The organism is Caballeronia grimmiae, assembly GCF_000698555.1.
Classification (GTDB): domain Bacteria; phylum Pseudomonadota; class Gammaproteobacteria; order Burkholderiales; family Burkholderiaceae; genus Caballeronia; species Caballeronia grimmiae.
The window spans coordinates 122495-134872 of sequence record NZ_JFHE01000008.1; the positions used below are offsets into that span (position 1 = coordinate 122495).

11 protein-coding genes are annotated in these 12378 nt (G+C 62.8%); all 11 read left to right on the forward strand.

Going from position 1 to position 12378, the window contains the following annotated elements:
- The first annotated feature begins 507 nt into the window (after positions 1-507).
- The 11 genes from atzF to BG57_RS11770 all read left to right on the forward strand — a co-directional run bounded on the left by atzF (position 508) and on the right by BG57_RS11770 (position 12332).
- Positions 508-2331 (forward strand): allophanate hydrolase, encoded by a 1824-nt coding sequence (gene atzF / locus BG57_RS11720; RefSeq protein ID WP_035963202.1) that lies wholly within the window; start codon positions 508-510, stop codon positions 2329-2331.
- Positions 2328-3425, forward strand: coding sequence for a BMP family ABC transporter substrate-binding protein (locus tag BG57_RS11725; protein ID WP_035963203.1), 1098 nt, complete (start codon positions 2328-2330; stop codon positions 3423-3425). The genes atzF and BG57_RS11725 overlap by 4 nt, the downstream gene beginning before the upstream one ends.
- Before the next feature lie 22 nt (positions 3426-3447).
- Complete coding sequence (locus BG57_RS11730) at positions 3448-4563, forward strand: ABC transporter permease (RefSeq protein ID WP_035963205.1); 1116 nt, start codon at positions 3448-3450, stop codon at positions 4561-4563.
- Positions 4556-5482: an ABC transporter permease gene (locus BG57_RS11735; RefSeq protein WP_035963206.1), complete on the forward strand. Its 927-nt coding sequence runs from the start codon at positions 4556-4558 to the stop codon at positions 5480-5482. The genes BG57_RS11730 and BG57_RS11735 overlap by 8 nt, the downstream gene beginning before the upstream one ends.
- A 24-nt stretch (positions 5483-5506) precedes the next feature.
- Complete coding sequence (gene biuH, locus BG57_RS11740; protein WP_035963207.1) at positions 5507-6199, forward strand: biuret amidohydrolase; 693 nt, start codon at positions 5507-5509, stop codon at positions 6197-6199.
- Between the two features lie 2 nt (positions 6200-6201).
- Entirely contained in the window at positions 6202-7797 is a 1596-nt protein-coding gene (locus tag BG57_RS11745; protein ID WP_174447212.1) for an ABC transporter ATP-binding protein, read from the forward strand.
- 13 nt (positions 7798-7810) lie between these two features.
- Positions 7811-8809: a formamidase gene (locus BG57_RS11750; RefSeq protein WP_035963209.1), complete on the forward strand. Its 999-nt coding sequence runs from the start codon at positions 7811-7813 to the stop codon at positions 8807-8809.
- Between the two features lie 4 nt (positions 8810-8813).
- Positions 8814-9473, forward strand: a complete 660-nt coding sequence (locus BG57_RS11755) for a cysteine hydrolase family protein (RefSeq protein WP_035963210.1) — start codon at positions 8814-8816, stop codon at positions 9471-9473.
- Entirely contained in the window at positions 9473-9871 is a 399-nt protein-coding gene (gene hpxZ / locus BG57_RS11760; protein WP_035963312.1) for an oxalurate catabolism protein HpxZ, read from the forward strand. Before BG57_RS11755 ends, hpxZ begins: the two co-directional genes overlap by 1 nt.
- Before the next feature lie 56 nt (positions 9872-9927).
- Positions 9928-10623: a GntR family transcriptional regulator gene (locus BG57_RS11765; protein ID WP_152562570.1), complete on the forward strand. Its 696-nt coding sequence runs from the start codon at positions 9928-9930 to the stop codon at positions 10621-10623.
- A 755-nt stretch (positions 10624-11378) separates the two neighbouring features.
- A complete protein-coding gene (locus BG57_RS11770; protein WP_035963211.1) occupies positions 11379-12332 on the forward strand; it encodes a C-terminal binding protein in 954 nt (317 codons plus the stop codon).
- Positions 12333-12378 lie beyond the last annotated feature (46 nt).

Genomic DNA, 12378 nt, shown 5'->3' on the forward strand with positions numbered 1-12378 from the left:
ACGCGGACGACCGTCTCTGCGCTGCACAGGGCGGACAGCCATGGCGCGGCGGCTTCGTCTGCGAGGAGTAGACAGCGTCGAAGACCAAGCCGAACGTGTTTCCCGATGGCAGCAGGATGGACGTGCACCGCGCTAGGAACCACGATGTTGCCGCCATCGAAGGGCAGTCCCAGAAACTCACGCGCGGTGCAGCCAAAGATCGCCGGCGCGCGGCCAGCTCGTCAAGTGCCGCGGCGATGGTCGCGCCGATTGCTCCCGGTCTCACGATGGCGACTGTCCCTTGTCGCTGGACGACAAGAAGGAGCATGTTACTGACAGCCTTCGTTATCAGCTTGCACCGCAAACGGGATCGTGCGCACCACGCGCGAGTGAGTCGTGACCTCGAATGGCGTACGCCGATTGCCCTCAAGGCGGCGACACAACGCCAAGCTCTTGTTTTTTAAACGAAAGTAAGCACTGGCATAAAGACTGCGTTGCGAGTTTCATCTTGTATTCAAGTTTGAACTCATGAAAGCAACCGCAGCCGACCTTCCTTTCACCGTTCGCTCACTCGTCGATGCTTACGCACGCGGCGATACCGATCCGCTGCAAGTCATCGCCATGACGCTCGCACGTATCGAAGCCAGCAAGCGGCCCGAAGCGTGGACACTCGTCGTTCCGGCATCGGACCTTCACGCCACAGCGAGCGCGCTCACACGCGACCTCGTCGAACAGGGCGCTGCGATCTTCGAGCGCAAGCCGTTGCTCGGCGTGCCGTTTGCGGTGAAGGACAACATCGATTTCGCGGGTTTGCCGACGTCCGCCGCATGTCCCGCGTTCGCTTATACGCCGAACGAGACCGCATTCGCCGTGCAGCGTCTGATCGATGCAGGCGCGATCCTCATCGGCAAGACCAACCTCGATCAGTTCGCGACCGGGCTCGTCGGCACGCGTTCGCCGTTCGGTGCGGTGCGGCAGGTGAATCATCAAGAGTATGTATCGGGCGGTTCCAGTTCAGGTTCGGCGGTGACCGTGGCGCAAGGCATCGTCGCGTTCTCGCTCGGCACCGATACCGCCGGCTCCGGCCGCGTGCCTGCGGGCTTCAACGGCATCGTCGGACTAAAGCCGACGCTGGGACTCGTCAGCAAGCGCGGCGTCGTGCCCGCGTGCAGAAGTCTGGATACGCTGTCGATCTTCGCGCATGACGTCGCCGATGCATGGCTCGTGCTGCAACAGATGGCCGCATTCGATGCGCGCGACGGATTTTCGCGCCGCGTCGCATCGCTCGGACTGTTGCGCGATGCACCGCGCGTCGCGATCCCCGACACGCTCGAATTCTTCGGCGACACGCAAGCCGCCGATGCCTTCGCCGCGACGCTCGATCATCTGAAGCTCGAACCTGCAACGTTCCCTTTCGCGCCGATGCAGCGCACCGCCGCGCTGCTCTACGACGGCCCGTGGGTCGCGGAAAGGCGCGCTGCGCTGGGCGAGTTCTTCGTGACGAATCGCGAAGACATCGATCCGACCGTAGCCAAGGTCATAAGCAAGGCGGATGCGGTCTCCGCCGCCGACGCCTTCAACGGCCAGTACGAACTTACGCTGCTGAAGCGCGAAGCGGATGCCCTGTTCGAACGTTTCGATATCCTTATTGTTCCGACCACGCCGACGCATCCGACCATCGCAGACGTGCAGGCGAATCCGGTCGAAGTGAACAGCCGGCTTGGAATCTACACGAACTTCGTCAATCTGCTCGATCTCTGCGCGCTCGCCGTGCCGTGTCTGCCACGCGCCGACGGTTTGCCCGCGGGCATCACGTTGATTGGTCCAGCGGGCGCGGACTGGCGGCTTGCCGTGCTCGGCGCGCAGATCCAGGCGCTTGCGGATGTCAGCATCGATCCGCTGCCGCTTCAGGAACCGAGCGTCACGCTCGCCGTCGTCGGCGCACATCTGCGCGGCATGCCGCTCGAATGGCAGATGAAGCAGGCGGGCGCGCGGTTCGTCGAAGAGACCGTGACGTCGCCGCACTATGCGCTCTACGCACTCGCCGATACCGAGCCGCCCAAGCCCGGCCTCGTGCGCAATCCGGCAGAAGGACGCTCGATCGTCATCGAACTGTGGGACATGCCCGTGCGCACCTTCGGCGCATTCGTCGCAGCGATCCCGGCGCCGCTCGGCATCGGCACCGTCACGACTGGCGATGGCCGCGTCGTCAAGGGCTTCATCTGCGAACCGGCGGCCGTCGCGCCCGAGAGCGGCGCGCTCGATATCACTTCATTCGGCGGCTGGCGTGCGTATCGGCACAGGCTTGTCTCCGCATCCAACGATCAACCCACACAGGAAGCCACATCATGACCAATCGCCGCCACTTCATCAAAGGTGCGGGCGCGCTCGCCCTCGGCAGCGCGTTGCCGTTCGATCTCGCCTTCGGCGCAAGCAATCTCACTGTCGGCGTGATCTATGTCGGCGCGAAAGGCGATTACGGCTATAACCAGGCACAGGCGCAGGCGACGGCGATCATCAAGAAGATGCCGGGCGTGAAAGTGGTCGAGGAAGAGAACGTGCCTGAAACCGTCGCCGTGCAAAAGACGATGGAAGCGATGATCGAGCAGGACGGCGCGACGCTCATCTTCGCGACGTCGTTCGGCTATTTCGACCCGCACGTGCTCAAGATGGCCGCGAAGTATCCGAAGGTCCGCTTCGCGCATTGCGGCGGTTTGTGGAAGCAGGGCAATCCGCCGAATATCGGGAGCTACTTCGGCTATATCGACGAATGCCAGTACCTTAACGGCGTCGTCGCGGGCCACGCGAGCAAGAGCAAGAAGCTCGGCTTCGTCGCCGCAAAGCCGATTCCGCAAGTGCTGCGCAACATCAACGCGTTCACGCTCGGCGCGCAATCGGTCGATCCGTCGATCACCACCCACGTCATTTTCACCGGCGACTGGTCGATGCCGGTCAAGGAAGCCGAAGCGGCCAACAGTCTCGTCGATCAGGGATGCGATGTGCTGACCTGTCACGTCGATGGCCCGAAGGTCGTCATCGAAACGGCGGAGAAGCGCGGCGCGATGAGTTGCGGCTATCACGCGAGTCAGGCTGCGCTCGCGCCGAAGGGTTATCTCACGGGCGCGGAGTGGGACTGGGCGACGCCGTACAAGGCACTCGTCACCGATGCGCAAGCCGGCAAGCCGCAGCCGAATATCCTGCGCGGCGGCCTGAAGGAAGGCTTCGTGAAGATGTCGCCATACGGCGCGAAGGTCACCGCCGATGCGAAGAGCAAAGCCGACGCCATCAAATCGAAGATGGTCGCGGGCGATTACGTGATCTTCAAAGGCCCGATGAAGGACAACAAAGGCGACAGCGCCATTGCGTCGGGCACGGCATACGCACAGACGGACATCAAGCTGGAAAGCATGAACTATCTCGTCGCTGGCGTCGTCGGGCAGATCTGATTCTTTCGTTTGCGGAGCCGGTATGCGTTCCTATCCTCTGTTACCGCGTGTGGCGCTGAGCGCGTTGCCTGCGTTGCCGACGTTGTGCGCGCTCATCGGCACACTGGTGATGTTTTCGCTGTTCCTGCTCGTGCAGGGCCAACCTGCCGATGATGCGCTCGTGCTGATCGCGCAAGGCGCATTCGGCTCGTCGTTCGCGTGGCAAAGCACATTGCTGCGTGCGGCGCCGTTGATGCTCACCGCGTTGTGCGTCGCGTTGCCTGCGCAGGTCGGGCTTATCGTGATCGGTGGCGAGGGGGCGCTTGCGTTGGGCGGACTGGCATCCGCGGTCGTCGCGACGCTCGTGCCCGCCGGGATGCCGTGGCTCGTCGCTGCACCGTTGATTGCGCTCGCGGGCATGGTCGCGGGCAGCGTGTGGATCGGCGCGGTCGGCGCAATGCGGCAACTGCGCGGCGTGAACGAGACCATCAGCAGTCTGTTGATGTCCTATATCGCGATTGCATTGTTCAAGCATCTCGTCGAAGGCCCGTTGCGCGATCCCGCGAGCCTCAACAAGCCTTCGACGCCGCCCGTTCCCGATGCGTTCGCCATCGGCTCATTGCCGGGTCTAGATGTGCACTGGGGCCTGTTCTGGGGCGCGCTCGCATGCGTCGCGGCATGGGTGTTCGTGCGTCACAGCACCAAAGGCTTCGCGATGCGCATTGCAGGCGGCAACAATCATGCGGCGAAGCTCGTCGGCTTGCCGGTGAACAGGCTCGCCATCGCAGCATGCGCAATGGGCGGCGCGGCAGCGGGTCTCGCGGGCATGTTCGAAGTCGCGGCGGTGCAGGGAAGTGCGAACGCGTCGCTGCTGGCAGGTTATGGGTATGCGGGCATTCTCGTCGCGTTCGCGGCGCGTCAGAACCCGCTCGCGATCGTGTTGTGCGCCGTGCTCGTCGGCGGCATCGAAGCGAGCGGTTCGCTGCTGCAGCGCCGCCTGGGCTTGCCCGATGCGACCACGCTCGTCCTGCAAGGCTTGCTGTTCGCCCACTTGCTCGCTTGGGAAGCGATGGGTGGCCGCCTCGCCGCATGGCGCATCAGATTGCAGGCGATGTCGGTCGCGCGTGCATCGGTTCGACTGGAGGGTACGCATGTCTGATGCACATTCACCCATCGCGGTGTTGTTGTTGTCGCTGTTCGCCGGCGCCATTCGTGTGAGCACGCCTTATCTGTTCGTGAGCATCGGCGAATGTCTGACGGAGAAGGGCGGGCGCGTCAATCTCGGCCTCGAGGGCATCCTCGTTTCAGGTGCGATGACCGGTTACGCCGGCGCGTATCTCTCAGGCTCGCCGTGGCTCGGCGTGCTCGCGGCCGGTAGCGTCGGACTGCTGCTCGGCTGTCTGCACGGTCTCGTCTGCTCGTTGCCGCGCGTGTCGGACATTGCGTTCGGCATCGCGTTGATGCTGGTCGGCACCGGCCTCGCATTCTATCTCGGCAAGCCGTTCATCGAGCCGCAAGCACCGATGCTGCCGTCGATCGATCTCGGCGCGTGGGCATCGTCGCCGCAATTGCATAACGCGTTGCACGTCAATCCGCTGTTCATCGTCGGCGTGGCGCTGGCGTTCGCGTTGCAATGGGGCTTGCGTCATACGCGCTGGGGCATGGCGTTGCGGCTCGTCGGCGAGAACGTGGAAAGCGCCCGCGCAATGGGCTATCCGATCACGCGGGTGCGCATTCTGGCGACGACGGTCGGCGGTTTCTTCGCGGGCGTCGGCGGTGCGTATTTGTCGCTCGTTTATCCGGGGAGCTGGAACGAAGGCTTGTCGAGCGGACAAGGCCTGATGGCCGTCGCGCTCGTCATTTTCGCGCGCTGGCAGCCTGTGCGATGCCTGTGGGCCGCGCTGATCTTCGGCGCAGCGGGCGCGCTCGGCCCGGCGTTGCAGGCCATCGGCGTGACGAGCGGTTACTACCTCTTCAACGCCGCGCCTTATGTGCTGACGCTCGCCATCATGATCGTCAATTGCCGCCCCGATCGCACGCTGGCCGGTGCGCCGGGCGAACTCAGTCTCACACGTTGAAGCATGAATCACGGAGCCCAACACATGACCCGCTTCATTGAAGCACGTCCCTATCCGTGGCCTTACGACGGCAATCTGCGGCCGGACAATACCGCGCTCGTCATCATCGACATGCAGACGGATTTTTGCGGTATTGGCGGTTACGTCGACAAGATGGGCTATGACCTGTCGATGACGCGCGCGCCCATCCAGCCCATCCGCAATGTGCTCACGCTCATGCGCGAGCAGGGCTTCACGATCATTCATACGCGCGAGGGGCATCGGCCGGATCTGTCGGACCTGCCCGCCAACAAGCGATGGAGAAGCCGGCGCGCGGGAACGAATGGCGTGGGTATCGGCGACGACGGTCCGTGCGGAAAGATTCTCGTGCGTGGCGAACCCGGCTGGGAAATCATCGACGAGTTGAAGCCGGTTGAAGGCGAGATCGTCATCGATAAGCCGGGGAAAGGTTCGTTCTGTGCGACCGACCTGGAGATGGTCTTGCGTACGCGCGGCATCGTCAATCTGGTGCTGACTGGCATCACCACCGATGTGTGCGTTCACACGACGATGCGCGAAGCGAACGACCGCGGCTTCGAATGCACGATTCTCGCGGACTGCTGCGGCGCGACCGATCAGGGCAATCACGACGCAGCGCTCAACATGGTGTTGATGCAGGGCGGCGTATTCGGCACGGTATCGGACTCGAACGCGCTGCTCGCTGCGCTGGGACGCTGACCATGAACGCTCCGATCAAAGCGATGGGCGTGGAAGTGCTCGGCGCGACGAAGCGTTTCGGCGCGTTCACCGCGCTCGACGACGTGACGCTCAAGGTGCGAGCCGGCACCGTGCACGCGCTGCTCGGCGAGAACGGCGCGGGCAAGAGCACGCTCGTGAAGGGGCTTGTCGGCTATGGCGTGCTCGACGAGGGCGAGATCATCGCGGATGCGCGGCAAGTGCGTATCGCGTCGCCGCGCGATGCGCAGGCGCTCGGCATCGGCATGGTGTATCAGCACTTCACGCTGGCAGCGGGCTTGTCGGTCGAGGAGAACTTGCTGCTCGCGCGCGGACGGTTGCCGTGGAAGATCGACTGGGCGAAGGAGCGCGGCGCGCTCGCTGCGTTCATGCACTCGATGCCGTTTCGCCTGCCGCTCGATGCGCCCGTTTCCAGCCTTGCCGCGGGAGAAAAGCAGAAACTCGAAATCCTGAAACAGCTTTATCTGCAGCAGCGTTTTCTGATTCTCGACGAACCCACGTCCGTTCTCACGCCGCAGGAAGCCGACGAAGTGCTCGGCCTGATGCGCGATCTCGCCACGCGCGGCGAGCTGACGGTGCTGATGATCACGCACAAGTTTCGCGAAGTGATGGCGTACGCGGACGATGTCACGGTGTTGCGCAAGGGCAAACTCGTCGGTACGAGCGCGGTGGCGGATACGAGCCGCGACGAGCTGGCCGCGTGGATGATGAGCGGTGAAACTGGGAACGTTGACGATCCCGAACTCGCCCGGACGCCGTCTGAACGCAGGCCGCTCAAGGCGGATTCGCCAGTGCGCCTGGCGCTTTCGAAGCTCAACGTCATCGACGATCGCGGACATATGGCGGTGCGCGACGTATCGCTGAGCGTGAGGTCGGGCGAAATACTCGGCATCGCAGGCGTATCGGGTAATGGGCAAAAGGAACTGATCGAAGCACTCGTCGGCCAGCGCCGCGTGCAGAGCGGCGAGATGCGCATGCTCGGAGAGCCGTATCGCGCGACGCGTGAAGAGATGACCCGGCTGCGCGTGTTTGCGTTGCCCGAAGAACCGCTGCGCAACGCTTGCGTCGCGAACATGAGCATCGCGGAGAACCTTGCTCTACGCGATTTCGACCGCGCACCGATGAAGCGCCACGGCTGGCGTCTCGATCGCCGCGCGATGCGAGAACGCGCCGAACGTCGAATCGCCGAATTCAACGTGAGGCCGCCGGTGCCTGCGCGCGCCATCGGTACGCTGTCCGGCGGCAACGTGCAGCGCGCCGTGCTCGCTCGCGAGCTTGGGCAAGCGGTCGATGTGCTGATCGTCGCGAACCCGGTGTTCGGACTCGACTTCGCATCGGTGGCGGACATTCATGCGCGCATTCTCGCCGCACGCGATGCCGGCGCTGCGGTGCTGCTCGTCAGCGAAGACCTGGATGAACTGCTGGAACTGGCCGACCGTATCGCCGTAATCGCGGAAGGGCGGCTGGTGCACGAAACGGCTGCAAGCGGCGCGGATCGCGTCGCGTTGGGAAGACACATGGCGGGCCACGTCGAAAGCGCCACGCGCGATGCGGCCGAACCCGTCACCGTCCACGCATAAGGAGCAAGGAAGAATGAGTTCGAGCGGTCTGGGTGGATTGAACAAGTCGCCGCAAGGCATCGTCGTGGGTCTCGTGCAGTTGCAGAATCCCGATGTCGCGACACCGGAGCAACTGGCCGCACAGACGCGGCGCATCGTCGAACTGGTCGGAAAAGCGCGCCGCAACAATCCGGCGATGGATCTCGTCGTGTTCCCGGAATACATGCTGCACGGCCTGTCGATGTCCACCGACGATGCCATCATGTGTTCGCTCGACGGTCCCGAGATTGCTGCGCTAAAGGCCGCGTGCATCGAGCATCGCATCTGGGGATGCTTCTCGATCATGGAGCGCAATCCGGGCGGCAACCCTTATAACAGCGGCATCGTCATCGACGATCGCGGCGAGGTTCAGCTTTACTATCGCAAGATGCATCCGTGGGTCCCGGTCGAGCCGTGGGAGCCGGGTAACGTGGGCGTGCCTGTCTGCATCGGGCCGAAGGGCGCCAGGCTGTCGCTGATCATCTGCCATGACGGCATGTTTCCCGAGATGGCGCGCGAGGCCGCTTACAAGGGCGCGGAAATCATTCTGCGCACTGCAGGCTATACCGCGCCCATCCGTCACGCATGGAAGATCACCAATCAGTCGAACGCATTCCAGAACCTGGCGCAGACCGCGAGCGTGTGTCTGTGCGGCAGCGACGGCACGTTCGACTCGATGGGCGAAGGCATGTTCTGCGATTTCGACGGTACCGTGATGGTCGAAGGCAGTCATCGTCCCGATGAAATCATCACGTGTGAGATGCGCCCCGACCTCGTGCGCGAAGCGCGCGTTCACTGGGGCGTAGAGAACAACATCTATCAGTTTGGGCATCGCGGCTATGTCGCCGTGAAGGGCGGCGCGCAGGACTGTCCGTACACGTTCATGCAGGACATGGTGCGTGGCGAATTTCGTCTGCCGTGGGAAGACGAAGTGGCCGTAAAAGACGGGACGTCATGCGGATATCCGAAGCCCGAACGCCGCTACGAGGGCTGACTCGATGCCTGTACTCACGCGCGCCCGACCGTCTCCATTCTCGTTCGATGCATCGCATACGGCGCTGATCGTCATCGACATGCAGCGCGACTTCATCGAGCCGGGCGGCTTCGGCGAAGCCCTCGGCAACGATGTATCGCTGCTTGAGTCGATCGTGCCGGCCGTCGCCCGGCTGCTCGACCATGCGCGCGATCGCGGCTGGCTCGTCGTGCATACGCGCGAGTCGCATGCGCCAGATCTGTCGGATTGTCCGGATGCGAAGCGGCTGCGCGGCGCACCGCAGGCGCGGATCGGCGATATGGGACCGATGGGCCGGATTCTCGTGCGCGGCGAGCCGGGCAATGCCATCGTCGATGCAGTCGCGCCGGTTGGGGGCGAGATTCTCATCGACAAGCCGGGCAAAGGCGCGTTCTACGCGACGCGTCTCGGCGAAGAACTGGCGCAACGCGGCATCACGCATCTCGTGTTCGCGGGCGTCACGACCGAGGTGTGCGTGCAGACGAGCATGCGCGAAGCGAACGATCGCGGCTACGAATGCGTGCTGATCGAAGACGCGACCGCGAGCTACATCCCCGCTTTCAAGACCGCGACCATCGAGATGATTCGCTCCCAAGGCGGCATCGTCGGATGGACGGCAACGTTCGCTGATCTATCGGAGAACTGATGAAATTGAGTGATCCAGAAACGGTGACCGAAGTCGAGCGAGCATTCGTCGCCTATGAGAAGGCGCTCGTCGATAACGACGTCGAAACCATGAACGCGCTGTTCTGGCACGCGCCGGAAACGGTACGATACGGCATTGCCGAAGTCCAGCATGGCGGAGACGCAATCCGCCGCTGGCGCGAAACGTGCGCGCCGGTGCCGCGTTCGCGCCGTTTGCATCGCACGGTGGTGACCACGTTCGGCGCGGACTATGCCACCGTCAGCACCGAATTCACGAGCGACGCCACACCCTTGCTTGGACGCCAGATGCAGACCTGGGCGCGCGTGGGCGATGCATCGAACGCGTTCGCGGGATGGATCATCGTTGCGGCGCATGTGAGCCTTATCGAAAAGCCCTGAAGAGGCACTGCCGGAGACACCGAATCAACTCGCCCAAACTCACGGACACCAGTGCCGTGCGCGCCATTCAGAGCGCGAATCCGCTTGCCGAACAGGTCTACCAGCAGTTGAAGCAGGACATCTTCAGCTTTCGCCTGTTTCCGGGCGATCGTTTTTCGGAGACCGACATCGCGCAGTATTACGGCGTGTCGCGTACGCCGATGCGCGATGCGCTGTTTCGGCTGTTGCGCGAGGGCTATCTCGAAGTCGGCTTCAGGCGCGGCTGGAAAGTCTCGGAGATCAACTTCGCGCAGCTCGATCAGCTTTACGACTTGCGGATCGTGCTGGAGACCGCATCTATCGAAAAGCTCGCCGCCGCCGTGCCGCCGCATGCGGAAATCGAAGCGCTGAAGTCCATCTGGTGTGTGCCGGTCGAAGCGCGCGAAAGCGATCCTGTCGCCCTTTTCAGCATGGACGAGAACTTTCATCGCGGACTCGTGCGCGCGAGCGGCAACGGGGAAGTGCTGCGCGTGCATAACGAAGTGACGGAGCGCATTCGCATCGTGCGGCGGCTGGATTTTCTGAAGCCGCATCGCACCACCGCCACTTATGACGAGCATGCGAAGATGCTGCGCTTCATTGATCGCGGCAAGTGCGGCGAGGCGGCCATGCTGTTACGCGCGCATATCACGCAGAGCAAGCTAGAGGTGCGGAAGATCACCGTATCGATGCTGACAGAGGCTCGTGAGCGGAAGCTGCCGTTCGTCGGCTGAGGGGTGCGGAGAAATCATTCGTGCCTCGCTCGGGCAATGAATCGTTAGTTAGGCGAAGTTCCTTATGCGTCAGACAGGATGGCATTGCATTGAGCCAATTCATCCATCGGTCTTTGGCCGGCTGTATGTGCGCTCACGAGCGATTCGAGTTTAGTAGCGAACGGACGACATTCATACTCCTAACTAAAACGTGCGATTACGCGCATGCCGTCCGTGCTGTTTAGCGCCCGTGCATTAACGTGTATCGAGACACCCGCTTCGTCCCGCGCGTGGGCTTCGTCCACATAGTGGCGCGGGAGGCGTTGCGCGTAAAACGTCGTCGACTCCATCGGCGAGCAAACGCGAATCCATCTGCGCCATCAGCGGAATGCCCTGACCACTGCACGCTACGCGAGTCGCAGGCGCGCCACGTTGGCCGGACTCCGCAGTTCCTGCACGAAGCTCCCTCCTGCAAATCGCACAGCGCCCTTAGCGGCGCATCACTTTCGGTCGGCAGATAGCCCGGCGTTGGATCGCCCCTCTCCGTAACTTTCCCTTTCGGTGGCATCTGCGCGGTGCGATTGTCGGTTTGCACGAGGCGTCGCGCGAACCGGTCGACCAGCGCAAGTCATCCCGGGCGGGTGGTCAGCCGGGAGCGTTGGAAAGGTCGGGCAAAGAAACCGTCATGTGGCAGAATTGGCTAAGTGGTTTTACCAATTTGCCAATCGGCGGCCGATCCCTACACTGCTCCCTCGTCCATAGACCGAAAAGAAAAAATGCGAGTGTTAATTACCGACTACGACTTCCCGGACTTGGAAATCGAGAAGTCACTCTTTGAGAAAGCGGGAATCGAGGTAGTCGTCGCCCAATGTCGTACTGAGGAAGATGTCATTGCTGCCGCCGAAGGCTGCCAAGGTCTTCTCGTTCAATACGCGCCAATCAACGAGCGGGTTTTCGCTGCAAGGCCGGAGGTCCGGATTGTTAGCAGGTTTGGCGCAGGCTTCGATACGGTGAACACCGTCGATGCCAGCCGACACGGCGTATGGGTAGCAAATTCGCCCGACTACGGCGTGGGCGAAGTTGCAACGCATGCGTTCGCGATGACATTGGCACTGGTGCGTCACGTGGCCCTTTACGACCGCGATGTCAAGGCGGGGAACTGGCACTACGCCAGTTCCGGGCGACTGAAGCGGGCCTCCGACATGACGCTCGGCATCGTCGGGCTCGGTCGTATCGGCAAGCGGATGGCACACATTGCCCGTGACAGTTTCGCTCATGTCGTAGCCTTCGACCCCCATCTGATCGACGGCGATTTCCCGCCGTATATAGAACGTGTGGACCTGCGGACGCTCTTTGAACGAGCCGACGCCGTGTCGTTGCACGTGCCGCTCACTCGAGAGACCACAGGCTTGGTGAATGCCGCGCTGCTGGACTTGATGAAGCCTGGGAGCTATCTCGTCAACACCGCACGCGGTGGAGTCGTGAATATCGACGACGTGCTGACGGCGCTCGACAGCGGAAAGCTCGACGGCGCAGCACTCGACGTTCTCCCCGTCGAGCCGCCAGAAACGCACTCACGCGTGGTGCAGCATCCCCGTGTGCTGATCTCGCCGCATGCGGCGTTCTATTCGGTTGTCGCCGGCGCCGAATTGCGGCGCAAGGCGGCACAGAATTTAGTCGATTGGGCGCGCAACGGACGTCCTTCGTACGTGGTCGTGGAAGGTAGATAAAAGCAGCCGCAGCATAGCCGCGCCGGGAAGGGCAGCTCATTACGCT